Source organism: Streptomyces sp. NPDC050448 (genome assembly GCF_040655295.1).
Taxonomy (GTDB): Bacteria; Actinomycetota; Actinomycetes; order Streptomycetales; family Streptomycetaceae; genus Streptomyces.
The window spans coordinates 129,232-153,309 of the sequence record NZ_JBFAJR010000007.1 but is presented as its reverse complement, the minus strand read 5'-3'; the positions used below and the strand labels follow the sequence as shown (position 1 = coordinate 153,309).

Genomic DNA, 24,078 nt, shown 5'->3' with positions numbered 1-24,078 from the left:
GGTGGGGGCCCGTGCGGTGCCCGGCCTCGGCGCACCGGGACTGATCGCGGGGGTGTCATGGGTTCCGAAGCAGCTCGGTCCGGCGGCCGGACGGTCACGAGCGACGGGACGCGCGTACGCGACGTGGTCCGTGACGTGGTGGCCGAGGTGGCCCCGGAGGAACTGCCGCTGGTGGCGGGGCTCGCCGGGTTCGACGACGCCACGGCCGTACGGCGGCTGGGCGGCCGGGGCCGGCGGCGCGAGACCCTGGGCTTCGGCCTCGGCGAGGTCGCCGCGCTGGTGACTCCCGTGGTGTGGCTGGCGGTGGACCAGGCGGCGCAGCGGATCGCCGGCGCCGCGGTGGACGGCGCGGCAAGCGGGGCGAGATCCGCGCTGCGCAAGCTCTTGCGCAGGCCGGCCGAGGCCGTGACGGTACCGCCGCTGACCCGTGAACAGCTGGCCGAGGTAAGGAAGTCGGTGCTGGAGACGGCCGCGCAGCGCGGCCTGGAAGAGGTGCGCGCGTTGACGATCGCCGACGCGGTGGTGGCCAGACTGGCGCTGGCCGGGCCGGAGGATTCCGGGCCGGAGCCGACCGGCCCGGACAGCCCGACCGGCCCGACCGGCCCGACCGGCCCGGACAGCCAGGACGGCCCGGACAGCCCGGATGGCCCGGTCGGTGCGGCCGGGGGCGAGGCGTAGTGGCCGGCTTAGCCGCCGATGCCGCTGCCGAGGCGGGGGAACGGCCCACTGCGGCCCCGCTCGACGAGCGGGTCCTCGCGGCCGGTACGACCCTGCGTTTCGTCCTGCTCCTGCTGCTGTTGGCGGCGGCCGGCGCGAGCATGGTCCCCAGGACCGTCTGGCATCTCCTCGCGTCGTCCGCAACGGCCGACAAGGAGGCGGCTTGCTGGCTGGCCGCAGGACTCGATCCCCAGGCGTCCATGAACGCGAGCTACGTCCAGTACACCCGGAACGAGGCCGCGCTCAAGGCGTGCACGGCGCAGTACAGCCAGGACTTCGACGGGGTGTCGCTGGGCGTGGGGGCCGTGGCGATCGCCACGGCCGTCGCGGTCTACTGGCTGCTGCCGGTGTGGAGGACGCGGCGCTCCAAGGTCGCGCCCCTGGACGCGATGGACGTGCACGGCGGGCTGCGACCGCTGCTCGACGAACTGGTGGCCATCGCCGGACTCGCACGCCCACCGCGTTTCGTCGTCGACCCGGCCGCGTCGACGGCCGGCGCCGTCGCGTTCGGCCGCTGGCGCAGGCCCACGGTCTGCCTGGACGGCGGTCTGGTCGCCACGAGCGACACGCATCGCGACCGGTTCCGCGCCGTGGTGCTGCACGAGCTCGCGCACCTGCGCAACGGGGACACCGGTGTCACCTACGCCACCATCGCCCTCGGACGGGTGTTCTTCGTACTGGTCCTGCTTCCGTGGGCCGCGGTGGGCCTGGACGTCCTCTTCTTCAGCAGCACCCCGGACGCCCGGGGCCAGTTCGCCCCGTTCAACACGCACGAACGGGTCCTCGGCGGCCTGATCGTCGTGGCGGTCTACCTCACGCGGGCGGGGATCCTGCGCAACCGTGAGATCTACGCCGACCTCATGGCGGCGCGCTGGGGCGCGAGCCGGGAACCCTGGGAGGTCCCCGCCGCGCAGCGCTCCGGTGTGTGGCCGAGACTGTTCACCCGGTTCGTCGAACTCTGGCGCACGCACCCGTCCTGGGCGCTGCGCCGGGCGTCGCTGACCGACCCGAAGGCGCTGTTCGCGCTGGAGGCGCTGCCCCTGTTCCTCACCGGCCTCGCGGCCGACATCCTCGTCTGGCAGCTCGGGAGCCTGTCGTACGGTGTCCTTCCGGCCAAAGCGGTGCTTGTCGCGGGACTCGTCGTGGGCATCGGCGGCGTCGCACTGTGGCGTGCCGTGCTGTACGCCCTCCTCACGGGGCGGCCGGCCCCGTCGGGATGGCCCGTCGGCCTGTGGCTCGGCTCCGGCATCGTGACGGGCGAGCTGGCCGGCCCGGGAGCCGCGTGGAACCACTGGGTGCCGGCGCATCCCGAGGCACTTCTGATCCTGGTGGCCGCGCTGGTACTGGTGATGACGTGGACCGCGCAGAACGCCGAGTGGTGGATCAGGTCCTGGCGCGGGCGCTCGCTGGGCCCGGCCATGCTCGTGGGCCTGGCAGCCGCCTCGCTCGCGCTCGCCTCCGTGCTGTACTGGTGGTACGTCCAGGGCGAAGTCCTGACCGACGGGTGGCCGTTCACGACGGCCGGACTTCTGGGCTCGTACGGTCTGCCCGGGCTGCCACCCGCGCACATCGGCCCGCTGCTGGAAGCCGTGGCGGTGGTGGGCGTCCTTCCCGGCACCGACGCCTCCGCCGGTACCCTGTGGTGGGCCGGGGTGCTGCTCTGGGTGCTCCCGCTGCTCGCGCGGGCGACCCGCCCGCCGGAGCGCCGCCCGAAATGGCTTGCCGGAGCGTTGCCGGAGACGGTCGCGCCGCTCGCCCCCCACCCGTCCGGGCCGGGCCGGCTCCTGGCCGCCGGGCTGGCGGGCGGGCTCGTCTGCTGGGCCGGGCTGGCCATGGCACTGGCCCACATGCACACGCCGACCCCGGCGGCCGTGCGCATGACGGGCCCGTTCCAGCTCGCGCACCTGATGTGGCCCGTCCTCGTGATCTGCGGTGCGATGGCTCTGACGGCCGCCGTCGTCGCCGCGGTGACGGACTCGGCATGGCTGCTGGCCGGGCTGGTCGCTGCGGGTATCACCGCACTGCTGGGCGCGGGGGGCACCTATCTCCTGATGAGTACGGACGGCTGCCTGGGTCCGCTCAACACCATGACCAACACGTGCAGATGGTGGCCGGACGTCGCGTGGCCCCTGGTGAGGATCGAACTGGCCTACGCGCTGGCCCTGGGGACGCTGGTGGCGGGTCTGGCCGCCTTCGCGGGCCGTGGCGCCGGGCTGCTCCGGCGACGGCCCGGCCGGACCGGGCGGCACCCGACGGCGCGGCCCACCGCGGAACGGCCGCTTCGCCGGGTGTGGCAGCGCGGTGCCCGTGTGGCGGCCGTCGCGGTCGTCGCGGCCGGGATCGGCACGACGGTGCTCACCGTCCAGACGTCCGGCTCGAGCACCCGGTCCTCCCGGCCGCCGGAGCTGATGCTGGATCAGTCGAAGTGGGCTCCCTCCGCGTCGATGGCGCGGATCGAGGGCCAGGCGTGGGCAGCGGTCGGGGGTCTGGAGCACATCCACGCGCTCTCCGCGGCGGAGCGTGACTACGCCACCGCGTTCGCGGCCGGGGCGAACTCCACCTCCGACGCGCAGTTCCTCACGGCGATGGGCAAGCTGAACACCACATGCGACGGGCTGGCCCGGGCGACGCAACGCGCCGACGCCTACTTCACCGTACCCGAGCCGGCCGGACAACAGGTGTGGTCACGCGTGGTGACCCGCTACCGGCAGTTGGCCACCGCGTGCCGGAGTCTCGCCACGCAGCCGAGCCCCGCGACCGCCAAGGCCGCTACGGCCGCGCACCAGGACGCCGTCGACTCGGCCGACGCGATGATCTACTGGCTCGCCGAGACGGGCGCGATCCGGCGCAAATCCCCGTGAATACTCCGTGCCGGATGAGTGGATGTCAGGCACGTGGTAATCACCCAGAGTCCGCCCTTCCTCGCTCTCGGCGCTCGCCGCTACAGTCGGCCCATGACGGATGCCGGAGTGGATGCCGCCCGGAGGCGTCGGCGGCGATTACGGGGTGCGGCCGGACGGGTCGCGGTCATCGTGCTGAGCGGAGCGCTCGCGCTGACCGCGTGCGGCGGCGACAAGAACGACGCCAAGAGCGATGCCAAGAACGGCGCCAAGAGCGGCAGCACCAAGAACAAGGAACCGGTCGAGCGCCACACCGTCGTACTCGAGGCCACCTCCGATTACGGCCGGCCGATGGTGATCAACTACTTCGGTACGGCTACCGGACCGCAGGGCATGGTCATGATCGGAGAGGAAGGCAAGGGGGAACTGTCGGCGGAATCGCCGTGGAAGGTCACGCTCACCGTGGACGGCAAGGACCCGTGGGTCCACTTGTCGGCCAACGGGGCCGGCTGCATCGGCCGGGCGATCGGGGGCGACTCCTGCGATACCGGGTCCATACCCAACCGCGAGGACATCACGGGGACCGGCACCACCACGTGCCGCATCACGATCGACGGCAAGGTCGTAGAGGAAAAGTCCTACACCTGGCCCACGATCATCCCCGTTACCTGCCTCACCCCACGCAGCGGGCAATCCCAGTGAGGGAAGATGACTGACGACCTTGCGCGGCCCGTCCCACCGGAAGACCCGCCGCCTGCTGCCGCGGGTGAGGACGACGACGGGCGCGCTGAGAACGCCGACGGGCTCTTACCCCCACCCCCACCTCCACGCCGCCGCTCACGGCGGCGTGCCGCCCTCATCGGACTGGGCGCACTCGCCGTCGCCGTCGCCTTGCTCCTGTGGATCCTCAAGGCCACCGACACCGGGCCGGGCAACTCCACTTCTTCCGTGCGCGCCGACTTGGCCCGCTCTGCGGCCCTGTTGCGCGGCGCCCCGGCTCTGCACTACACGGGCACCATGCGCGTCAAGGACCACGGCGACGACCAACTGGACCTGGTCGTCAGCAACCCCGGTGACGCGCTGGGCACGTTGACGATGCCCGGCAGCCCCCCACTCGACTACGTGGCCATCGACGGCAAGTCGTTCCTGCGGGGAAAGGCCGAAGCGTGGCAGTCGCTCGGCATGGCCGAGAAATCCGCGGTGCTCGCGGAACACCCCTCACTGGTGGCACCGGGCGTGTTCTTCTCCCAAGACCTCGCCACGACCCTGGCGCCTCCGGCGCTGGCGAAGACCCTGCTGCTGGAGCAGGTCCCCGACGAGAAGATCACCGTCGGCGACCCCGTCACCGTCGGCGATCACTCCTGCACGCCCGTCCACGCCGACGACATGACCATTTGTCTGGGCAGGGAACTGGTGGGTGGCGCGCGGTTCGTCGACCGGATCAGCTTCTCCGGCGGATCGACCGTGGTCAACGTCGAGGCGATGCCACGGGAGGCGGTGAACCGGTTCTCCACCGACTTCCAGTCGGCGTTCACCATGACGCACGAAGCGGTCAACCAGCAGATCCACGTGACCACCCAGATCCTGCACGACTACGAGGGCGACTGCGCCCCGACCGCCTGCACCTTCACCGCCCGGGTGACCGTCACGTTCCTCGGCCCCGCGGCTGCCGAAGCCTCCGAAGCCGTCCAGGTGAACTACGCGTGGGTCATCGACCGGGACGGGGCGCCGGTGGGCGTCGGCCCGGACTGCTCGGGCGTCGTCCTGATCAAGCCGGGCAAGTCGACCAACCTGTCGTGCACCGCCACCGGCCCCTCGGTCCCGGCCGGCGGGCCGAGCAGCGGCCAGTACCGCGGTCAGATCCGCACGTCCGATGTCGCACTCACCCAAGCGGAGTACGAGCGCCTGGTGCGCCAGGCAGCCGACAACAGCCGGAAGGTCGCGGCCCTCCCCGACCTGCCGCCGCCCCGCTGACCGCGCCCGCACCGGAGCCCGGCCGCACCTCCCGGCGGCGGCCGGGGGAGCCGCCGGCTCGACCGCGTTGCGTTGCCGACAGGACCCGGCGGCCGGGCCGGTCAGGGCGGTTCAGCTACGGGGAGACAGCTCGGCCATGGCGCTCCAGCCCTGGCCTGGCACCTCGACGTGGATGATCTCCGGCGTGGCGGCGATCGCGCCGGCGAGGGTCTCCATGCCGGCCTTGAAATGGTCGGACGCGACGTGCGCGGCGCCCGCCTCGGCATCGGTGAAGGCTTCCAGGAGCGTGTACTTGTTGGGGTCGTCGACGCTGCGCGTCCAGTCGTAGAAGAGGTTGCCCGGCTCGTCGCGGGTGGCCCGGGTGAAGTCGTCGACGAGCGTGAGCCAGTTGTCGCTGTGCTCCGGACGGACGTCGAACCTGACGGCGATGAAGATCATGCCCACCAGGCTGGCAGGCCGCCGTCGGCCGCGCATCCGCATCGCACCGTATTTCCGGCAGAGCCGGAAAACCGGCGGGCCGGGCGTCAGGCGCAGTCCGCCGCGGCCTGCGCGAGCGCGGTCCGGATCTCCTGCGGACGCCGCCGGAACTCCTCGGCCGGCAGCGACACCGACAGGGCGTGCACCACGTCGCCGTCGTGGCCGCTCCCGCGCGGCAGGGCGACGGCCAGGCAGGTGTACGCGGGATCGGCCTCCCCGATGGAGACGGCGAAGCCCTGCCCGCGGACCCGGGAAAGCTCCGCCTCCAGCAGCTCGGCGCTGGTGATGGTGGCCCCGGTCAGGCGGGCCATGCCGTGCTCGGCCAGGTACCGCCGCCGCAGCGGCCGGGGCAGTTCCGCGAGCAGCGCCTTGCCGTGCGCGGTGGCGTGCGCCCGGGTCTCCCTCCCGGGGGTGAACGGGTTCGCCGTGTCCGTGACCGGGGCGGTGGTGTCGACGACGGTGATCAGGCCGCCCCGGTAGGCGGTGTAGTACGCCTCGGCACCGGTGGCGCGCCGCAGCCGGGTCAGCAGATCGGCCATGCGCGGCGCGGGCTCCAGATGCCTTCGCAGGCTCCGGTGCAGCCCGGGGATGCGCGGTCCCAGCACGTATCCCCGCGCGGTGCGGACGAGGTACCCGCGTCCGGTCAGCGGGGCCAGCAGGTGGTAGGCGGTGGACAGCGAGCACTCCATCCGGCGGGCCAGCGTCTTCGCGCTGACCGGCCCGGCCGCGTCGGCGACGGCGTCGAGGATCGCCAGTGCGCGGTCGACGGACTGTGGCCCGGTGGGCGGCATGGTGGGTTCCCCCCGAGGTGGTGACGGTACAGACCTGCGAGCCTATGCCGCGGCGGACGGGCGGCGTTCATCGAACGTTGACCCGACGCAGAGGGACAGCGCGCACAGTCGTCCGTATGGACAGCGAACACCCCACCCCCGCGAGGCCGTACGGCCCTCCGACGACTGCGGACCTCACCGGCATCCGGCTCGCCCACCGCGCGATGCTGGCCGACATCGAGCGTCTCGCGCGGCTGCTCGCCGCTCTGGCCGCGTCCGCGGAACCGGCCGGGCCGGCGCGGGCGGAGGCCGTCGCCGGGTACGTGCACCGCTACAACGCCGTCGTACGCGGCCACCACCGCGGCGAGGACGAGATCCTGTGGCCGGTGATCCTGGACGCCGTTCCCGACGCGGCCGACGCGGTGGCGGGTATCGTCCGCTTCGCCGACGACCACGAGGCCCTCGACGCGCTCCAGGCCGACTGCGACGCGGCCGCGGACCGCTTCGCCGCCGAACCGGGCCGCCACGCCCGGCGGTTGGCCGGCCTCCTCGCCGACCAGCGGGATCTTCTCGCCGAGCACATCGCGGCCGAGGAGACGCACTTCTTCCCGGTCATCACCGGCCGGGTGCCGGGCGCCGCCTACGCCGCCGCGGAAGCGCGCATCCGCAGCGCCGACCGGTCCGCGCACCCGGAGTGGGCCCGTGCATGGCTGCTGAGCCACGCCACCGAGGACGAGCTCCGGCGGCTGCTGCTCGGCGGCGCCGCCGACCCGGCGGCCCTGGAACCGATGCTGCGTGCGTACGCCGACGAGGCGGCAGCGGTGTTCACGGCCTGAGCCGCCCCGAGCCACCCCGAGCCGCCCTGAGCCGCCCTGAGCCGGCCTCATCCGAAAGTCGGGCCTCAGCCGCCCGGCCACTGCCGGGCGAGCGAGGCGAAGGCGCGGGAGGCGGCGCTCTCGTACGCGCTCTCGCGGCGCAGGAGGACGACGGTCCGCGCGGGGAGGGCGGGGTCGAGCGGGACGGGGTGCAGCGGGGTCCGGTCGCGGGTGAGGGCGTCGGGGAGCACCGTGGCCAGTCCGGTGCGCCGGACGATCTCGGAGAGGGCGCTGATGGAGTTGGCCTCCACCGCGATCGGCGGCTGGACCCGGTGCCGGTGGAAGTACGCGTCGATGTGGGCCCGGGTCGCGAAGTCGCCGGTGAGCAACGCGAGGGGGCAGGCGGCCAGTTCGGACACGGGCAGCGGCTCGGTACGGCCGGCGTGCGGGTGGGCGGGGCCGACCACCAGGCCGAGGGTCTCGGTGGACAGGCCGGTGGCGGCGACGCCGGGGAGGTGCGTGCCCTGGAAGGCGATCCCCAGGTCGACGGCGTCGGCCAGCAGCGCCGACTCCAGCTGACCCTGTGTCATCTCCTTGACGTTCAGGGTGATCCCGGGATGCCGGGCATGGAGTTCCGCGGCCAGCGGGCCCAGCAGGTACGCGGTGAAGGTCGGTGTCATGGCGAGGCGCAGGCTGCCGCGGGAGAGGTCCGCCACGTCCAGGACGGCCCGTTCGGCGGCGGCCAGGTCCTGGAGTGCGCGGCGCGCGTACGGGACGAAGGCCGCGCCGGCGTCGGTCAGGCGTACGGCGCGCCCCGTACGGTCCAGCAGCTGCCTGCCCACGGTCCGCTCCAGCTGCCTGACCTGCTGCGACAGCGTGGGCTGCGAGATGTGCAGCTCCTCGGCGGCGCGGGTGAAGCTGCCGTGTTCGGCCACGGCCAGCAGATAGCGGAGATGGCGCAGTTCCAGAGGCATGAGCACCACTATAGATCGCACCAATAACGATCATGCTCACTACGTCTTGGACACTATAGAAGCAGGTCATGCATGGTGGATCTCGTCAGCCCGACCAGGGCCGGCCCACCGAAGGGAGTGACCGTGCAAGACCTCGCCGAAGGCGTCGCGCACTTTCAGCAGGACGTCTTCCCGGCCAAGGCGGAGCTGTTCGCCCGCCTGGCCACCACCCACCGGCCGCAGACGCTGTTCATCGGCTGCTCCGACGCCCGCGTCGTCCCGGAGCTGATCACCCAGCGGGAGCCGGGCGAGCTGTTCGTCATCCGGACCGCCGGCAACCTCGTACCGGCCCACCCGCACGGCACCCACCCGCACGGCACCCACGGCGACGGCACCCACGGCGACGGCGCGGACGGTGTCGCCGCCGGCATCGAGTACGCGCTCGCCGTCCTGGGCGTCCGCGACATCGTGGTCTGCGGACACTCCGCCTGCGGAGCCATGACCGCACTCGCCGCCGGCCACGACCTCGCCGACCTGCCCGCCATCGCCCGGTGGCTGCGCCACGCGGCCCCCGCCGGAGCGCCCGAGGACGAGGTCGGGGTCCTGATCCGGAACAACGTCGCCGCGCAGCTCGCGAACCTCGCCACGCACCCCGCGGTGGCCCGCGCTCTGGCCGCGGACGCCGTCACCCTGCACGGGTGGGTCTACGACATCCCCACCGGCACGGTCGAGCGGATCGACCCCGCCACCGGCCGGTCCGCCGCCCTCACGGCCTGATCCGGCCCGGCCCGCCCCGACCGGCCGCCCTGCCCCGCTCGGGCACTGAACCACCCACCCCACCCCTGAAAGGGAACCTTCCGTGATCCACGCCCAGTTCGACCCCTCCGCCCGTCAGGCCCTGGCCAACGCCGCTGTCGACGCCAAGACCCGCAAGGACCTCACCTGGCAGCAGATCGCCGACGCGGCCGGTCTGTCGGTCGCCTTCGTCACCGCCGCGGTGCTGGGACAGCACCCCTTGCCGGCCGCCTCCGCCGAGGCCGTCGCCGAGCTCCTGGGCCTCGACGCCGACGCCGCGCTGCTCCTGCAGACCATCCCGACCCGGGGCTCGATCCCCGGCGGCATCCCGACCGACCCGACCGTCTACCGCTTCCACGAGATGCTCCAGGTCTACGGCACCACGCTCAAGGCCCTGGTCCACGAGCAGTGCGGCGACGGCATCATCAGCGCGATCAACTTCAAGCTGGACGTCAGGAAGGTCGCGGACCCCGAGGGCGGTGATCGCGCCGTCATCACCCTCGACGGCAAGTACCTCCCCACCAAGCCGTTCTAGGCGGACGCGGCGAGGAGCGCCTCGGCGACGGCGGTGCGGGCGTACAGCACCGAGCGGCCGGCCCGGTGCGCGCTGACCAGACCGGCGTCGCGCAGCGCGGTCAGGTTCTGCGACACCCCGGCCGCCGAGAGCCCCGTACGGCGGGCCAGCTCGGTGGTGGAGGCCGGCGCCTCGAGCTCCGTCAGCAGCAGGGTCCGCGTACGGCCGAGCACCGCGGCGACGGCGTCCGCCTTCGCGGCCGGCGGCCGTGACGCCCACAGCGTGCCGACCCCGCGCGCCGGGTAGGCGAGCTGCGGCGGGTCCGGCGGGGTCATCCGGGTGAGCAGGCCCGGCCCGAGGAAGGCCGAGGGGACCAGCAGCAGTCCCCTGCCCGCCGTCTCCCGGGACAGGGGTCTGGTGCGGCGCACCAGACGCAGCGCGTTGTCGTCCCAGCGCACCGCGCTGTGCAGCTCGTTGATGACGTGCCCGGCGCCCTGCTCGGCGGCCTGCCGGGCCCGGTGGAAGACATCGGCCTCCAGCACCGAGCGGATCCGCGCCCAGTACGGGGCGAGCGCGAGCTGCCAGTACGCCTCGATCTCCTCTGCCAGCCGGGGCAGCCGGGCCTGCGGATCCGCGTGGAGGGCCCGCGCCCGGGGGCCGAGCGGGCCCTGGTGGTGGCACAGGTGGTCGAGATTGCGGCGGACCGGGGCGTCGGGAGCGGCCAGGACCCCGGCCAGCTCGGCGGCCAGGGCGGGGGCCGGTCCGGCGGGCGCAGGGTTGAGGAAGTGGGGCAGGTATCCGGAGGGCGGGATCAGCTCGGCGAGCCAGCCCCGGTCCAGCCCTGCGGCCGCCACCCGGGGCTGCACCTGCTCCGCCCAGGGCCGGTACACAGGGGACGCGGCGGCGGCGTTCAGCAGGCGCCGGAAGCTGGTCACCACCTCCCACAACGGCGAGACGGCGAACCGCATCTGCGCCAGATCGCCCGCCGAGAAGGCCAACTCCGCCAGGACGAGACCTCCTTGGATTCGCACATGCCTGAATCAATGGCCTCGAGCCTACCGCGCGGAGATCATTCCGGCATGACCTCTCGGACGATCACAGCAGGTGCATCGGGCACCTGGAAACTCGGCGACCTCGAAGTGAACCGCATCGGCTTCGGCGCGATGCGCCTGCCCCAGAACGGCGCGGCGTTCGACCCCGGCGCCGCTCCCGGCGACCGCGGCCGGGCGATCGGCGTACTGCGCCGCGCCGTCGAGCTCGGCGTGAACCACATCGACACCGCCGCCTTCTACTTCTCCCCGCTGCGGTCCGCCAATGAGCTGATCAACCAGGCCCTTGCGCCGTACCCGCAGGACCTCGTCATCACCACCAAGATCGGCCCCGGCCGGTCCCCGTCGGGGCAGTGGCTGCCCCACGCCACCCCGGAGCAGTTGCGCGGCCAGGTCGAGGAGAACCTGCGCCAGCTCGGCCGCGACCACCTCGACGTGGTGAACCTGCGCATCGTCGGGACCGATTCGATCGCCGAGCGCTTCGGCGCCCTGGCCGACCTGCGCGAGGCGGGTCTGATCCGCCACCTCGGCCTCTCCAACGTGCAGCCCGAGCACCTCGCCGAAGCCCGGGCCATCGCACCGGTGGTCTGCGTACAGAACCCGTACGGGCTCGGTGCCCGGCCCGAGCAGGACGCTTTCCTGCGTACCTGCGGCGAGCAGGGCGTGGCGTTCGTGCCGTTCTACTCGATCGCCGGTGCGGGACGCGAAGCAGGCGCGAGCGGCGCCGAACGCGCGGAGGTGCTCGCCGTGGCCCGCGCCCACGGAGTGGGTCCCGCCGAGATCCGGCTGGCCTGGACCCTGCACCGCGGAGCGCACGTCCTGGCCATCCCCGGAACCGGCAACCCGGACCACCTCACCGCCAACGTGGCCGCCGGCGCCCTGCGCCTTTCCGCCGAGGACCTCGCCGTCCTGGACCCGGTCCACTCCGGGGGAGCGTGACGGCAGTCCCTTCCCCCGTCCTGGACCCGGTCCACTCCGGGGGAGCGTGACGGCAGTCCCTTCCGACCGACCGGCGCACTGACCGGCTGCCGGCCGGCCGGTCCGCCGCCCCGCCGTCCGCCGTCCGCCCCGCCGTGCGGAGCGGACGGCCGGGAGCGCGGTCAGCGGGGACCGAGCGGTCCCTTCCCGGCAACGGTGTTGCCGGTGACCGCGCCGTCGGCGCCGGCCAGGGTCACGGCATGCCGCACCCCGTCCGGACCGAGGACCACGGCCAGCCAGGCGCTGCCGCCGCCCTGCTGCGCGACGACCCGCAGCGATTCGAGCTTGCCGCCCTCAACGGCGGCCGTCGCCTTCTCCAGGGCCTGGGCCGCCGGCAGCGCGGGAAGCGGCACCGGGGCGGCCTTCCCGGATCCGTCCGCCCGGCCCCCGGGACCGCGGCCTCCCGGTGCCCGGCCCGGGAAGCCGCGGTCGCCGTCGACGGCCTCGGGCGCGCCGCCCTTGTGCAGCTTCGGGCCCATCCGGCCCTCCGCCGGCTTGTCGCCGCGGCCGTGCCCGAGCTCCTCGGCGGAGAAGCCGCCCCGCATGTGCTCCCTGTGGCCGTGCTCGGCCGCCGCCACCGCTGCCGCCCCGCCGCCGACCAGGACGACCAGCCCGAGGGCGACCCATCGCGTACGCCCCTCACGGACCAGCCGGACCACCCGGCCGCGGCGGCCCGCCGCCGTACCGGCGTCGGCCTTGGCCTCGCCCGTGACCGCGGGCGGCTCGGGGGGCTGGGGACTGGACTGAGTCATCGATATGCTCCTCGCGTTCTCCGGGCACGCCGCCCGGCTCGGCAGAGCCTGCCCGCCGGATGCTGAAGCCCCGCTGAAGCCGGCTGAAGACCTCTTCAGCAAGCCGCCGACGCGACCTGAGAACCTTGTCCCCATGCGCGTACTGGTGGTCGAGGACGAACGACGGCTCGCCGCGGCCCTCCAGCGGGGTCTGCAGGCCGAGGGCTTCACCGTGGACGTCGCCCACGACGGCCCGCAGGGCCTGTGGCTGGCCGGCGAGCACGACTACGACGCCATCGTGCTCGACATCATGCTGCCCGGGCTCAACGGCTACCGGGTCTGCGCGCGGCTGCGCGCGAGCGGCTGCGAGTCGGGGATCCTGATGCTCACCGCCAAGGACGGCGAGTACGACGAGGCGGAGGCCCTCGACACGGGCGCGGACGACTTCCTCTCCAAGCCGTTCTCCTACGTGGTCCTGGTCGCCCGGCTGCGCGCCCTCATCCGGCGCACCGGCCGCCGCAGCCCGCAGATCATGGAGTTCGGCGATCTCGTGATCGACCCGGCCCGGCAGCGGTGCACCCGCGCCGGTACCGAAGCCCGGCTGACCTCGCGCGAGTTCGCGGTCCTCGTCTACCTGGCCCGGCGGGCCGGGGAGGTCGTACCCAAACGGGAGATACTGGAGAACGTCTGGGACGCCGCCTACGAGGGCGATCTGAACGTCGTCGAGGTCCACGTCAGCGCCCTGCGCCGGAAGATCGACGCACCCTTCGGCAGGGCCGCAGTGGAAACCGTCCGCGGCGCGGGCTACCGGCTGGCGGCCGACGGTGGCTGAACCGAAGACCGGTGGCGCCGTCCGGTCCCCCGGCCGTGTTCCCCTGCGCGCCCTCCGCCGGATCCGCGCCCTCCGCCAGATCCGTGACCTCGGGCGGATCCGTGACCTCGCGCGGCGCCTGCGCCCCCGGTCCGTCCGCGCCCGGGCCACGCTCGGCGCCTCCACGGTGGTGGCCCTCGCCCTCGGCGCCGCCTCCTTCGCCCTGCTCGGGATGCTGGACGGCAACCTGATGCGGGGAGCCCAGGCCGACGCCGAACGGCAGGCCCTCTCCACCGCCGGGCTCGTGGCCGCGGGCCGGCTCGACACCGTACTGACACCCGGGCGCGACACCGACTTCCTCCAGGTCGTCGACGCCGAGGGCCGCGTCCTGGCGGCGAGCCCCAACCTCGCCGGCCGCCCCGCCCTCTCCCCGGCCCGCCCGGGCAAACCCGGCACGGTCCGCGGCACCTGGAAGGAGGGCCCGGCCCGCGGCGACCGCCGCCACCGCGTGGTCCAGGTCACCACCGTCACCGGGGAGGGACTGGTCACCGTCTACGCGGGAACCTCGCTGCGGCAGGCCGACGCCGCCGACGACATCATCACCGGCGCGCTGGCCTTCGGGGTTCCGCTGCTCGTGCTCACCGTGGCCCTGGTCACCTGGCGGGTGACCGGCTGGGCGCTGCGCCCCGTCGAGGCGATCCGCGCCGAGGTCGCCGAGATCAGCGACCGCGACCTGCACCGCCGGGTGCCGGTGCCGCGCAGCCAGGACGAGATCGCCCGGCTCGCCGTCACCATGAACACCACCCTGGACCGGCTGGAAGCCGCCGGGATCCGCCAGCGCCGGTTCATCGCCGACGCCTCGCACGAGCTGCGCAGCCCGATCACGGTGCTGCGCACCCAGCTGGAGGTCGCCCAGGCCCACCCCGATCCGGCGCTGTGGGGCGAGCTGGTCAGCGGGGCCCTGGAGGACACCGTACGACTGCAGGACCTCGCCGCCGACCTGCTCCTGCTGGCCCGCCTGGACACCGGGGAGCCTCCGCCGGCCGCAGTCGTCGACCTCGCGGACGTCGCCCGCGAGGCGGCCCGGTCGCGCAGGCGGGACCGGATCCCCGTCGACATGGAGATCGCTCCCGAGGCCACCGTGCGCGGCAGCACGCTGTGGCTCTCCCGGCTGGTCACCAACCTCCTCGACAACGCCCAGCGTCACGCCGACGGCCGGGTCCGGCTCGTGCTGCGGGTCGATGCGGCCCGGCGCACCGCCGTACTGGAGGTCCGTGACGACGGGCCGGGCATCCCGGCCGCCGACCGGGAGCGGGTCTTCGAGCGGTTCACCCGCCTCGACGACGCCCGCAGCCGCGACGAGGGGGGCACGGGCCTCGGCCTGGCCATAGCCCGCGACATCGCGACCCGGCTGGGCGGCTCCCTCACCGTCGAGGACGCCCCGGTCGGCGCCCGTCTGGTGGCCCGCCTCCCGCTGGCCGACACGCAGTTCTGATTGTTCCCCGTTCTGCTTTTTTCGCACGTGTCCAACTCTGTTCACTCCATGCTTGCTTCGGCTCTTGAGGGGGGCGCCGGCAACGCCAGGAGCCGGATCCCGTACAGACATCAACCAGGGCGCAAACAGCCAGAGGACGGCGCGATGAAGAACAACCGGATGATCGTCACCGTGGTGGCGCTCTTAGCGATCTTCGCATTCAGCGTGGTGATGGTGGTGGCGGGACAGCCCGTCGCGGCCATCACCGCGCTCATCCCGTCGGCCGCGCTGGGCGTGCAGCAGATCGTGCAGGCGGGCACGGGGCTCGCCGAGAGCCGCCGCGAGCGGCCCTCCGGGCAGGCGTCCGACCGGGACGAGGAGCCGCGGGGATGAACCTCCATTCGGCACCCCAGGACGTCCCCCAGGGCCGGCGCGGCAAGCCGGGCCGCCGGCTGGGGCCCATCGCCGAGGGCACCGGACCGGCGCACCGCGCCTGGCTGGAGCCGTTGCGCGATGCCGTCCACGGCAGGGGAGTGACGCTGGACGAGCTCCAGGCGCGCACCGGCCGGCCCAAGGGGCACATCTCCGAACTGCTGCGGGCCGTCGGACGCTATCCCCGCTGGGTCTTCGTCCGAACGGTGCTCCTCGCGCTGGACCGGCCCGGCCTGCCGTACGACACGATGCGGCTGCGCTGGGTACTGGCCGCGCGGGACGTCGGCAAGCGCACCTCGTGGATCAAGGACTGCCTCCACGAGGGCGGCGCCCGCCACCGTGCCACAGCCGCTTCGGTCCCCCTGGACTACCTGGCCTTCCAGCAGATGCACCGCCCGCACTACACCTGCTACGCCTCGGCGTTCCTGCGCCGCCCCGGCCTCGTCGAGAAGGCCGTCGGCGACGTCTTCATGCTCCTGCTGATGCTGTGGCACGACGCACTCGCCAGCGAGAACCCCGAGCGGTTCGCGTGGCCGATCCTGCGCCAGACCGTGCTCGAACACGCCCCGAAGGACAACGGCCGCCCCTCCCTCGTCGAGGCCGCCTTCGACACGGTCGCCCTCGACCTCGCCCCGGACCCGATGGCCCAGGTCGAGGAGTCCATGGCCCTCTTCCGGGCCGTCGCAGACCTCGCGCCCCTGCAGCGGGACGTCATCGTCCTGCTGTACCTGTGCGGCCTGGAGGACGTCCGGGCGGCAGACGAACTGGGTGTCTCCCTCGCCGCCGTACGGTCCACCGCACGGCACGCCAAGCGCAACCTGCACGCCGCCCTGTACCCGGACAGCACCACCGAGGAGGGACACTCAGGTGACCTCGACCATTGACCAGCTGCTGGCCCGCGCCCGGCTCCACGACACCTCGAGCGCGCCCGCCGACATCGCCGACACCGGCTGCACACCGCACCACCGGGCGGGTGCGCCGGAGCCCGGCGCGGCGACGGGCGAACCGCAGAAGGACATGCGGGGAGCCGCGCGCGACCTCCGGGCGCTGTGCGAAACGGCCGTCACCGGCGCCGCCGTCGTCGCCCTGGGCGACTTCCTCACGCACAAGCTGCCCCACCCCTCCGGCGCGCGCGTCCTCGGATGCATCCTGCTGCTCACCGACGCCGAGGACTCCGCCCGCTTCTGGTGGCAGTACGCGGCCGGCGCCGGGGACTCGATCGCCTCGTACTGCCTGTACCTCCACCACCTCGCCCTGGGGGAGAACCACGAAGCGGTCTGGTGGCGGCGCCAGACGACCCCGTCCGCCATCAGGCAGGCAGCGGACGGCGCCCTTCGCGCACCACGGGACGTGGTGGATGCGGCGGATGCGTCGCGCGCGCCGGACGAGGCCACCGTGGTCTTCGACGGGGCTGCGCGCAACCTCGCCGCCGATGCGAGCCTGCCCACGACCCTGCGCGTCCTGCGGGCGCTGCGGCCCAGCGGGGGCGGGTCGAGGCGCGGTTCCAGCACCGTCAAGGCCGTGATGGAGTACGTCTCGGCCGCCGTCAGCTACGTCGACGACGATCTCGAACTGCCGCTGCCCGACCCGGACTTCACCGACCGGATCCGCGCACTGACGACATCCGCCACCCGGCCGGTGCGGCCCGGCCGCCGCACCCGGCCCCGGCTGCCGGCCCGGTTCCCGGCTACTTGATCAGGCAGGAGCAGCCCTTCGGCTCTGCGGGACTGCGAGTTCGACCTGGACCCGGGCGGGGAAGGACGCGCGGTCCTTCCCCGCCCGGGCTTTCGGCTGCGGAGGTCAGCGCGCGCTGTGCTCCGGGAGGTCCTGCTCGGCCGGGGCCGCGGTCAGGGGCGGGATCAGCGCGAAGCTGCGCTTGGCGGTGGGGGCCGCCGGGGCCTTCTTCCCGCAGAACGCGCCCTCGAGCGTGCCGCCCAGGGCCGTGTTCGCATCGCCCTTGTTCGAGGTGTTCGCCACCGCGGCGAGGCTGCGCTTTCCGTCACGGGTGGCGAAGGCGTACGTGTAGAAGCCCTGGACCGTGCCCGTGTGCCCGTACACCGAGGTGCCGCACGACAGGTCGTAGCGGCGCAGGCCCAGACCGTAGAAGCGGGTGTTCGTGGTGTCCGTCGGCGTCATGGTGAGCATGGCGTCCAGCGTGCCCGGCTTCAGCAGCTTGCCGCCGAGCAGCGCGGACATGAAGGTGTTCAGGTCGGCCGCGTTCGAGATCATCGCACCGGCGGACTGTGCCCAGGACACCGTCTGCTCGGTGGAGTCGACGAGCGGCGCCCCGGCCTCGTCCGGGTGGAGGTAGCCGTGCAGGTGCGCACCCTTGATCACCGTCGAGGGGTGCACGTACGAGGTGTTCTTCAGCTTCAGGGGCTTGATGATGCGGCGCTCGTACTCCTTGGCCACGCCGTTCCCGGTGGCCTTCTCGATGAGCATGCCGACGACCACGAAGTTGGTGTTGGAGTACTTGTACGAGACGCCCGGCTCGGTCGTGCGCGGCTCGCGCAGCGAGAGGGCGACCAGCTCCTGATAGGTGAAGACCTTGTTCCGGACGGCCTCGAAGCCGGGCACGGTCTTGTCGAACATGGCGTTCGTGTAGTCCGCCAACCCGCTGCGGTGGGTGAGCAGATGACGGACCGTGATCCGGTCGTCGGGGAGCAGGCCGGGCAGGTACTGGTTGACCGGGGCGTCCAGGCTGATCTTGCCCTCGTCCACCAGCTGGAGCAGCACGACGCTGGAGAACGTCTTGGTGACGCTGCCGATCCGGAAGCGGCCGTTCACGTCCATGGGCGCACCCGTGGTCCGGTCCTGCACACCCACCGCACTGGTCAGCGGCGCACCGGAACCGGTGATCCGGACCATGGCCCCGGGCGCACCGACCGCGGTGGTGTTCTTCAGCGCCTGGGTCACGGCCTCGAGATCGGGCGTCGGCGCAGCGGTCTTGGCCGTCGCCGCGGAGAACGGGGCCGTGGCGGCGTGGGCGGCGGTCGCCGGCACCACACCGGCCACCACGGCGAGCAGGGCGGCACTGAGAGTCAGGCGTCGGTCGAGAGGCAGGCGCACGTTGTTCCTCAACTACGGAGTGACGGGAAGGGTTTCGTGGTCGCGGATTCACCCGAAGGGGTGATCAAGGCCGCAGCCTGCGATCGTACGTGCCGGCCGGAGCGGGCCGGGTACGGGCCGCCTCAGAACGTGCAGGCAGGGACGTTTTCCAGCCACGCGGGGCCCTGGACGTAGATGTTGGTGACCCACGCCTTGTAGTCGGGCAGATAGGACCAGGCGTCGTTGGTGTGGCCGTCGGAGGTGACCTTCTCCGCGTGCTTCTGGCACTCGACGCGGATCGTCGTCGGCTCCGGGAAGGCGTAGACACGCGCGGCCGCGGTGGACGGCTGGGCCTTGGTCCAGACACCGGTGCCCCAGGTCCGGAACACGTGCCCCGTCACCGGACCGGGGTCGATCCTGACCGCCCCGTAGTAGCCGCCGTTCAGCCGGACGTCGCTGACCATGAGTTTCGTACCGGACTGCCGGGCCTCCGCCATCCTGCCCGCGCCCAGGTAGATCGCGATGTGGTGCAGGTCCCGGGAGGTGCCCCACACCAGCAGGTCGCCGGGGAGCAGCGGTGCCAAACCCTGGGCCGCGGTGAAGCGTTCGGCGGCGTGGGGCGTGTAGTACTGGGCGCCGGCGACCCCGTTCAGGATGTCCGACCCGGTGGCCTGGGCGTAGGCGTGGCGCACCAGTCCCGAGCAGTCGAAGCCGAGCCGCTCGGGATCGTGCTCGCTGGCCGGATCCGTAGGGTCCACCTGCCCGTACGTGGGGCCGGGCTGCGGACCGTGGCCGCCGCCCCACGTGTACCAGACGTCGGCCGAGACCTGCGCGCAGGCGGCGCCGACGGCCCGCTCGGCGGCGGCGGACGCCCCCGGGGCCAGGACCCGGCACGAACCGTCGGAGGCCGCCGCCGAGGCGGGGGTCCACAGGAGGCAGACCAGGAGTGCGATGAGTGTGCCGATGAGACCGGACCGGCGAAGCATGCGGGATCCTCGTTTCTCGTTGCCGTGGGGAAGCGCCGTGGGGCAGTGCCATGGGGAAGCGCCGTGGCGGGGGCGGCCGTTGACCTGTGCCGCACACGGGACGAGCCTGCGTGCCGCGGCCTCCCCGCGTCGAGGTCCCGGCGTCACCCCACCCGGACGGGCAACGGGAAACCCCTGGGAAACCCCCGCCGGTCAGGGCCGTTCCGCCGCGCCCAGCCGGCCGGTCTCCGCCAGCCGGGCCCCGGGGTCCGGATTCCACAGCCGCACCGTGCCGTCGTTGCTGCTGCTGGCCACCGTCCGCCCGTCGGGGGAGAACACGACGCCCCACACCGCGCTGCCGTGGCCCGTCAGGGCGGCCCACAGCCGCCGCCCGGCCACGTCCCACAGCCGCACCGTGCGGTCGTTGCCGCTGCTGGCCAGCGTCCGTCCGTCGGGGGAGAAGGCGATGCCGCGCGCGGAGCCGGTGTGGCCCGCCAGCACGGCCCCGGCCACGAACCGCCGGGCGTCCCACAGGCGTACGGTGCCGTCGTTGCCGCTGCTCGCCAGCGTCCGCCCGTCCGGGCTGAACGCGACGGCCCGTACCGCGCCCGCGTGACCGGTGAGCGAGGCCAGCGGCCGCCGTCCGGGCACGTCCCACAGACGTACCGTCAGATCGTCGCCGGCGCTGGCGAGCATGTGGCCGTCCGGGCTGAACACCACGTCGTTCGCGAAGTCGGTATGACCGGTGAGCGTGCCCAGGGGCGTACGGGAGGCCACGTCCCACAGCCGGACCGTACGGTCGGAGCCGGCCGAGGCCAGCGTCCGCCCGTCCGGGGCGAAGGCCACCGCGAACACGGTCCCGTTGTGACCGGTGAGCGTGTCCAGGGCCGTACGGGAGGCCACGTCCCACAGCCGGACCGTCCCGTCGGAGCCCGCCGAGGCCAGCATCCGCCCGTCGGGGGAGAAGGCCACCGAGAACACCGTCTCGGTGTGACCCTCGAACGTCGCGACCACCCGCCGCGCGGCGACGTCCCACAGCAGCACCGTGTGATCGGCGTCGGCGGTGGCCAGCAGCTTCCCGTCCGGGCTGTACGCGGCATGCCAGATCTCCGTGAACGGGCGCGAGGTCAGGACCGGACCGCGCAGGTCCCAGAGCACCACCGACTGGTCGAAGGCGGCGGTGGCCAGCATCGTGCCGCCGGAGTCCACCGCGACCGCGAGCACGTAGTCGGTGTGCCCGGACAGCGTCGAGGTCAGCCGGCCGCTGCGTACGTCCCACAGCCGGGTGGTGCCGTCGCCGCTCGCGCTGACGACCGTGGCGGCGTCCGGGGTGTAGGCGACCGCGTTGACGTCGTCGTTGTGCCCCGTCAGCGTCGCCGTCGTACGGTGCTCGGCCACGTCCCACAGCCGCACGGTCCGGTCGACGCCCCCGGAGGCCACCGTCCGCCCGTCCGGCGCGAAGGCCACGCCCAGCACCTCGCCGGTGTGCCCCTCGAGGACGGCGAGCTGACGGGCCCCCACCGGATCCCACAGCCGTACCGTCTGGTCGGCGCCCGCCGACACCAGCGTTCTGCCGTCCGGCGCGTACGCCAGCGCGTTGACCCTCGCGGTGTGCCCGGCCAGGGCCGCCACCTCTGACCGGCCGCCCGCGGGATCCCACAGCCGGACCGTCCCGTCGGCGCACGCGACGGCGAGGGTGTGCCCGTCGGGCGCGAAGGCCACGGCCCGGGCGTCCGCCGTCAGCGCGGGGAGCACCGCGAGGCCGTGTCCGTCCGTGTCCCACAGCCGTACCGGACCGTCCGTGGACGTCGCCGCGAGGGTCCGGCCGTCGGGGCCGAAGGCGACCGCGCGGACCCGGCCCGCCGTCGTCAGGGTCACCGTCGTCCGCCGGTCCGCGACCCGCCGCAGCAGCACCTTCCCGTCGGAACCGGCGGTCGCCAGCAGCCGGTTCCCCGGGGCGAAGGCCACCGCGTTGACCGGTCCGCTGTGCCCGCCGAGACGGGCGAGGAACGGCTGGGACTGCGTGCTCAGCAGCGCGCCCCGCGCCTGGGGAGTCGCATCGAGGCGGTACGCCTCCTCGGCGAGCCGCATCGAGGCCTCGGGCTGACCGGCGGCGAGGGAGGTGGACTGCACGGCGAGGGCCTGCGAACGGGCGATGCGCTCCTGGCCAAGCGCGCCCGCCCGCTGCCGGTACGCCAGCGCCCCGGCGGTCAGGGCCACGGCCAGCAGGGCGACGAGCATGGCCAGCATCCGCTGCTGCAGCCGGACCTGGCGCCTGGACTGGGTCCGCCGGGCGTCCTCCGCGGCCTGGCTCGCGCGGAGGAAGGCCGCCTCCCGGGGGCTGAGCGGGCTCCTGCCGCCGAGCTCGTCGGGCCAGGCCCGGGCGGTCTCCAGCCGGGTCCCGCGGTACAGGACGGACGGATCGCGGCCCTCGCGCTCCCATTCCTCGGCGGCACGGGCCAGTTGCCGGTGGACCAGCAGCCCGTCCCGGTCGGCGTGGATCCAGGCGCGCAGCCGCGGCCAGGCGTGCAGCAGCGCCTCGTGGGTGATCTCGACGGTGTCGCTGTCCATTGTGATCAGCCGGGCCCGGACGAAGGCGTCGAGGGCCGCCGCGGCCCGGTCCGCGTCGGCCAGTTGCTCCATCAGCGCGGCCCGGCCCATCCGCCGCCGCGTCGCCCCCGTGCCGTCCGCGACATGGATCAGCGCGACCAGGAGGCGGCGGACCGTCCGCTGCTCGGCCGGGTACAGGCGGGCGAACACGCTCTCGGCCGTATGCGCGACCGCGCCCTGGATACCGCCCGTGTCCTCGTAGCCGGAGACGGTCAGCACGGCCCCCTCGCGCCGCTGCCAGGTGGCCATCAGCGCGTGGGACACCAGCGGCAGCGCACCGGACGGCGTGTCCCCGGGCCCGGCCTCCGGGGCCGGTGTTCCGGGCTCCTCGCGCAAGCCCGCGTCCCGCAGCAGCAGGGGGACCAGGCCCGGTTCGAGCGTGAGCCCGGCGAGCTCCGCCGGGCGGGTGATCGACTCGCGCAGCTCCGCCACGGACATCGGGGGGAGGACGAACAGCCCGTCGGTGAAGACCGGGGCCAGCTCGGGAAGGTCCAGGCAGCTGCCGGAGAAGTCGGCCCGGACGCCGAGCACGACGACGGCCGGGTCGTGTGCCGCAGGCCCCGGCCCCGATGTCGCCAGGGCGCACAGTGCCCGGACAAACGCGCGCCGCTCGTCCTCGTCGCAGCAGAGGGTGAAAAGTTCCTCGAACTGATCGACGAGCAAAACCGGCCGGACGGTGGGGAGCCGGCGCCCCCCGGATTCCGCCGTGGTGTCGTCCGCCCGCCCGTGGACGGCTTCGAGCAGCCGTTCCGGCCGGTCCCGCAGCTCCCGTACGGTGATGCCGAGATCGCCGCCGAGCACCTTCGCGGTGCAGTCCAGCAGCTCCTGGAGCGGATGCGCGGTCGGCGTGAACCGTACGACCGGCCACCCGTCGGCGCCCGCCATCGGGAAGCCGCCGGTGCACCGCAGCGCCGGTACGAGACCTGCGCTGAGCAGGGACGACTTGCCGGCGCCCGACCGGCCGACGAGCATCAGCGGGCCGCTGCCGATCCGCTCGAAGACCCGCTCGACCAGGGCGGCGGTCACCCGGTCGCGGCCGAAGAACCAGCCCGCGTCACGTGGGGTGAAAGCCGCGAGGCCGCGGTAGGGGCACTCGCCCGGCGACTGGGGCCCGGCCGGCGGGGCGGAACCGGCCCCGGAACCCGCCCCGGAACCCGCCCCGGAACCGGAACCGGAACCGGCCCCGGCGCCCGCGCCCGGGCCGGATCCCGCCCGGGCCCTTGGGACTTCCGCCTCCGGGACCAGCCGTACGAGGGCGCCCCCGGCCCCCAGTACCAGGTCGCAGCGCTGCGCGACGTCGAGGGTGACGCGCTTGGCGCCGGTCTCGATCTTGCTCAGGTAGCCCTTGCTGTAGTGCGTCCGGCGGGCCAGGTCGGCCAGCGAGAGGCCGCGCTGCACCCGCAACCGCCTCAACCGGGCGGGAAAGGACGCGGCGGATTGCTCGGCGGCCTCGGCGGCCTCGGCGGCCTTGGTTGCCTCAGGTGAATCGTGCTGGTGATCGGTGTTCCGTCCGCGGTCCGGGTCCCCCACGGCATCCCCCATGGCGCAGCGCGCCCAGGTTGTGAGATGGAAGGTCCCAGGCTACCGCGGGGGTCGGACGGCGGAGGATGCGTTCTGCCGTGCGTGGCGGAAAAACGCGCAGAACAGCAGCCTTCCGGAGCCGCCGGGGCGGCGGATCCGGAAGGCTGCGAACGGGTGCTCGGTTACGGCCGGTTGAGGGTGATGGAGTTGATCGGCCCGAGGTCGGCGTAGACGCCCGTCCCCTCGGCGATGGGGGATCCGCAGCCGGCGCCGTTGGATCCGGTGCACAGGCTCGCGGTGGCTCCGCCGTACTGGTTGTTGAGGACCCAGTGGTTGCCGAACTGGTTGCTCAGGTTGTGGGCTCCGTAGCTGTAGAAGATCTGGCTCGGCTTGACGGCCGGGTTCTGGTTCTGCGGGTAGATGCAGACCGCCCCGGACGGACAACCGGCCCAGTCGTCGGCAGGCTTGGCGTCGGCCGCGCCGCTCAGTGCCACGACGGCCGCGGCGGCGGTGGCGAGCGCGGCGGCGCCGCGGATCATCTTGCGCATCATGTCCCCCTGTTGGGTTGCCTCGGTGCTGACGTGCTGACGCCTTCAGCCTTGCC

Annotated in this window: 22 protein-coding genes; 13 read left to right on the top strand and 9 right to left on the bottom strand. The window is 73.6% G+C overall.

The features are described 5' to 3' along the window. Nucleotides 1–57: 57 nt before the first annotated feature. The 4 genes from AB0I68_RS11845 (at nucleotide 58) to AB0I68_RS11830 (ending at nucleotide 5,531) form a co-directional block, all read left to right on the top strand. Nucleotides 58–678, top strand: a complete 621-nt coding sequence (locus AB0I68_RS11845) for a hypothetical protein (protein ID WP_363177084.1) — start codon at nucleotides 58–60, stop codon at nucleotides 676–678. Next, the gene (locus AB0I68_RS11840; protein ID WP_363177083.1) at nucleotides 678–3,578 is read left to right on the top strand and encodes a M56 family metallopeptidase; all 2,901 of its coding nucleotides are present in this window, start codon (nucleotides 678–680) and stop codon (nucleotides 3,576–3,578) included. Before AB0I68_RS11845 ends, AB0I68_RS11840 begins: the two co-directional genes overlap by 1 nt. A gap of 93 nt (nucleotides 3,579–3,671) precedes the next feature. Continuing rightward, complete coding sequence (locus AB0I68_RS11835; protein WP_363177082.1) at nucleotides 3,672–4,259, top strand: hypothetical protein; 588 nt, start codon at nucleotides 3,672–3,674, stop codon at nucleotides 4,257–4,259. A gap of 6 nt (nucleotides 4,260–4,265) precedes the next feature. Further along, entirely contained in the window at nucleotides 4,266–5,531 is a 1,266-nt protein-coding gene (locus AB0I68_RS11830; protein ID WP_363177081.1) for a hypothetical protein, read from the top strand. A gap of 111 nt (nucleotides 5,532–5,642) precedes the next feature. Here the strand turns inward: AB0I68_RS11830 and AB0I68_RS11825 are convergent, their stop codons facing one another. Then, nucleotides 5,643–5,969 carry a putative quinol monooxygenase gene (locus tag AB0I68_RS11825; protein ID WP_363177080.1) on the bottom strand — a complete coding sequence of 109 codons (327 nt, stop codon included), beginning with the start codon at nucleotides 5,967–5,969 and terminating at the stop codon, nucleotides 5,643–5,645. 86 nt (nucleotides 5,970–6,055) lie between these two features. Further along, nucleotides 6,056–6,799, bottom strand: coding sequence for an IclR family transcriptional regulator C-terminal domain-containing protein (locus AB0I68_RS11820; protein WP_363177079.1), 744 nt, complete (start codon nucleotides 6,797–6,799; stop codon nucleotides 6,056–6,058). A gap of 116 nt (nucleotides 6,800–6,915) precedes the next feature. On the opposite strand from AB0I68_RS11820, the gene AB0I68_RS11815 reads away from it, so the two are divergent. Next, entirely contained in the window at nucleotides 6,916–7,614 is a 699-nt protein-coding gene (locus tag AB0I68_RS11815) for a hemerythrin domain-containing protein (RefSeq protein ID WP_363177078.1), read from the top strand. A gap of 65 nt (nucleotides 7,615–7,679) precedes the next feature. Here AB0I68_RS11815 and cynR read toward each other — a convergent pair whose 3' ends face one another. Beyond that, nucleotides 7,680–8,567 carry a transcriptional regulator CynR gene (gene cynR, locus AB0I68_RS11810; protein WP_363177077.1) on the bottom strand — a complete coding sequence of 296 codons (888 nt, stop codon included), beginning with the start codon at nucleotides 8,565–8,567 and terminating at the stop codon, nucleotides 7,680–7,682. A gap of 123 nt (nucleotides 8,568–8,690) precedes the next feature. Here cynR and AB0I68_RS11805 point away from each other — a divergent pair, with 123 nt between their 5' ends. After that, nucleotides 8,691–9,323 (top strand): carbonic anhydrase, encoded by a 633-nt coding sequence (locus AB0I68_RS11805; protein ID WP_363177076.1) that lies wholly within the window; start codon nucleotides 8,691–8,693, stop codon nucleotides 9,321–9,323. Nucleotides 9,324–9,405: 82 nt separating this feature from the next. After that, the gene (gene cynS, locus AB0I68_RS11800; RefSeq protein WP_363177075.1) at nucleotides 9,406–9,876 is read left to right on the top strand and encodes a cyanase; all 471 of its coding nucleotides are present in this window, start codon (nucleotides 9,406–9,408) and stop codon (nucleotides 9,874–9,876) included. Here cynS and AB0I68_RS11795 read toward each other — a convergent pair. Continuing rightward, nucleotides 9,873–10,823, bottom strand: a complete 951-nt coding sequence (locus tag AB0I68_RS11795; RefSeq protein ID WP_363177176.1) for a DUF5937 family protein — start codon at nucleotides 10,821–10,823, stop codon at nucleotides 9,873–9,875. The genes cynS and AB0I68_RS11795 overlap by 4 nt on opposite strands. A 111-nt stretch (nucleotides 10,824–10,934) precedes the next feature. Between AB0I68_RS11795 and AB0I68_RS11790 the strand changes: the two genes are divergently transcribed. Further along, on the top strand, nucleotides 10,935–11,843 hold the full coding sequence (locus tag AB0I68_RS11790) for an aldo/keto reductase (protein ID WP_363177074.1): 909 nt from the start codon (nucleotides 10,935–10,937) through the stop codon (nucleotides 11,841–11,843). Nucleotides 11,844–12,004: 161 nt separating this feature from the next. On the opposite strand, the gene AB0I68_RS11785 is transcribed toward AB0I68_RS11790, so the two are convergent. Then, nucleotides 12,005–12,634, bottom strand: coding sequence for a hypothetical protein (locus AB0I68_RS11785; protein ID WP_363177073.1), 630 nt, complete (start codon nucleotides 12,632–12,634; stop codon nucleotides 12,005–12,007). Between the two features lie 133 nt (nucleotides 12,635–12,767). On the opposite strand from AB0I68_RS11785, the gene AB0I68_RS11780 reads away from it, so the two are divergent. The 5 genes from AB0I68_RS11780 to AB0I68_RS11760 all read left to right on the top strand — a co-directional run bounded on the left by AB0I68_RS11780 (nucleotide 12,768) and on the right by AB0I68_RS11760 (nucleotide 17,025). After that, nucleotides 12,768–13,445, top strand: coding sequence for a response regulator transcription factor (locus AB0I68_RS11780; protein WP_363177072.1), 678 nt, complete (start codon nucleotides 12,768–12,770; stop codon nucleotides 13,443–13,445). Then, entirely contained in the window at nucleotides 13,438–14,919 is a 1,482-nt protein-coding gene (locus AB0I68_RS11775; RefSeq protein ID WP_363177071.1) for a HAMP domain-containing sensor histidine kinase, read from the top strand. Before AB0I68_RS11780 ends, AB0I68_RS11775 begins: the two co-directional genes overlap by 8 nt. Before the next feature lie 144 nt (nucleotides 14,920–15,063). Next, complete coding sequence (locus AB0I68_RS11770; protein ID WP_363177070.1) at nucleotides 15,064–15,291, top strand: hypothetical protein; 228 nt, start codon at nucleotides 15,064–15,066, stop codon at nucleotides 15,289–15,291. Further along, nucleotides 15,288–16,214 carry a sigma-70 family RNA polymerase sigma factor gene (locus AB0I68_RS11765; protein ID WP_363177069.1) on the top strand — a complete coding sequence of 309 codons (927 nt, stop codon included), beginning with the start codon at nucleotides 15,288–15,290 and terminating at the stop codon, nucleotides 16,212–16,214. Before AB0I68_RS11770 ends, AB0I68_RS11765 begins: the two co-directional genes overlap by 4 nt. Continuing rightward, nucleotides 16,198–17,025: a hypothetical protein gene (locus AB0I68_RS11760; RefSeq protein WP_363177068.1), complete on the top strand. Its 828-nt coding sequence runs from the start codon at nucleotides 16,198–16,200 to the stop codon at nucleotides 17,023–17,025. The genes AB0I68_RS11765 and AB0I68_RS11760 overlap by 17 nt, the downstream gene beginning before the upstream one ends. Before the next feature lie 105 nt (nucleotides 17,026–17,130). Here the strand turns inward: AB0I68_RS11760 and AB0I68_RS11755 are convergent, their stop codons facing one another. From AB0I68_RS11755 to AB0I68_RS11740, 4 genes are all read right to left on the bottom strand, one after another. Beyond that, entirely contained in the window at nucleotides 17,131–18,393 is a 1,263-nt protein-coding gene (locus AB0I68_RS11755) for a serine hydrolase domain-containing protein (RefSeq protein ID WP_363177175.1), read from the bottom strand. Nucleotides 18,394–18,521: 128 nt separating this feature from the next. Next, nucleotides 18,522–19,364 carry an NlpC/P60 family protein gene (locus tag AB0I68_RS11750; protein ID WP_363177067.1) on the bottom strand — a complete coding sequence of 281 codons (843 nt, stop codon included), beginning with the start codon at nucleotides 19,362–19,364 and terminating at the stop codon, nucleotides 18,522–18,524. Between the two features lie 192 nt (nucleotides 19,365–19,556). Then, nucleotides 19,557–23,366: a helix-turn-helix domain-containing protein gene (locus tag AB0I68_RS11745; RefSeq protein ID WP_363177174.1), complete on the bottom strand. Its 3,810-nt coding sequence runs from the start codon at nucleotides 23,364–23,366 to the stop codon at nucleotides 19,557–19,559. A 290-nt stretch (nucleotides 23,367–23,656) separates the two neighbouring features. Beyond that, nucleotides 23,657–24,022: a hypothetical protein gene (locus AB0I68_RS11740; protein ID WP_363177173.1), complete on the bottom strand. Its 366-nt coding sequence runs from the start codon at nucleotides 24,020–24,022 to the stop codon at nucleotides 23,657–23,659. Nucleotides 24,023–24,078: the final 56 nt, after the last annotated feature.

What these genes read in the sequence shown, in the direction of transcription:
- AB0I68_RS11790 (WP_363177074.1), top strand. Translation starts at nt 10,935, where the DNA reads ATGACCTCTCGGACGATCACAGCAGGTGCATCGGGCACCTGGAAACTC.
- AB0I68_RS11820 (WP_363177079.1), bottom strand. Translation starts at nt 6,799, where the DNA reads ATGCCGCCCACCGGGCCACAGTCCGTCGACCGCGCACTGGCGATCCTC.
- AB0I68_RS11795 (WP_363177176.1), bottom strand. Translation starts at nt 10,823, where the DNA reads ATGCGGTTCGCCGTCTCGCCGTTGTGGGAGGTGGTGACCAGCTTCCGG.
- cynR (WP_363177077.1), bottom strand. Translation starts at nt 8,567, where the DNA reads ATGCCTCTGGAACTGCGCCATCTCCGCTATCTGCTGGCCGTGGCCGAA.
- AB0I68_RS11780 (WP_363177072.1), top strand. Translation starts at nt 12,768, where the DNA reads ATGCGCGTACTGGTGGTCGAGGACGAACGACGGCTCGCCGCGGCCCTC.
- AB0I68_RS11825 (WP_363177080.1), bottom strand. Translation starts at nt 5,969, where the DNA reads ATGATCTTCATCGCCGTCAGGTTCGACGTCCGTCCGGAGCACAGCGAC.
- AB0I68_RS11835 (WP_363177082.1), top strand. Translation starts at nt 3,672, where the DNA reads ATGACGGATGCCGGAGTGGATGCCGCCCGGAGGCGTCGGCGGCGATTA.
- AB0I68_RS11815 (WP_363177078.1), top strand. Translation starts at nt 6,916, where the DNA reads ATGGACAGCGAACACCCCACCCCCGCGAGGCCGTACGGCCCTCCGACG.
- AB0I68_RS11830 (WP_363177081.1), top strand. Translation starts at nt 4,266, where the DNA reads ATGACTGACGACCTTGCGCGGCCCGTCCCACCGGAAGACCCGCCGCCT.
- AB0I68_RS11765 (WP_363177069.1), top strand. Translation starts at nt 15,288, where the DNA reads ATGAACCTCCATTCGGCACCCCAGGACGTCCCCCAGGGCCGGCGCGGC.
- AB0I68_RS11785 (WP_363177073.1), bottom strand. Translation starts at nt 12,634, where the DNA reads ATGACTCAGTCCAGTCCCCAGCCCCCCGAGCCGCCCGCGGTCACGGGC.
- AB0I68_RS11750 (WP_363177067.1), bottom strand. Translation starts at nt 19,364, where the DNA reads ATGCTTCGCCGGTCCGGTCTCATCGGCACACTCATCGCACTCCTGGTC.
- AB0I68_RS11770 (WP_363177070.1), top strand. Translation starts at nt 15,064, where the DNA reads ATGAAGAACAACCGGATGATCGTCACCGTGGTGGCGCTCTTAGCGATC.
- AB0I68_RS11740 (WP_363177173.1), bottom strand. Translation starts at nt 24,022, where the DNA reads ATGCGCAAGATGATCCGCGGCGCCGCCGCGCTCGCCACCGCCGCCGCG.
- AB0I68_RS11845 (WP_363177084.1), top strand. Translation starts at nt 58, where the DNA reads ATGGGTTCCGAAGCAGCTCGGTCCGGCGGCCGGACGGTCACGAGCGAC.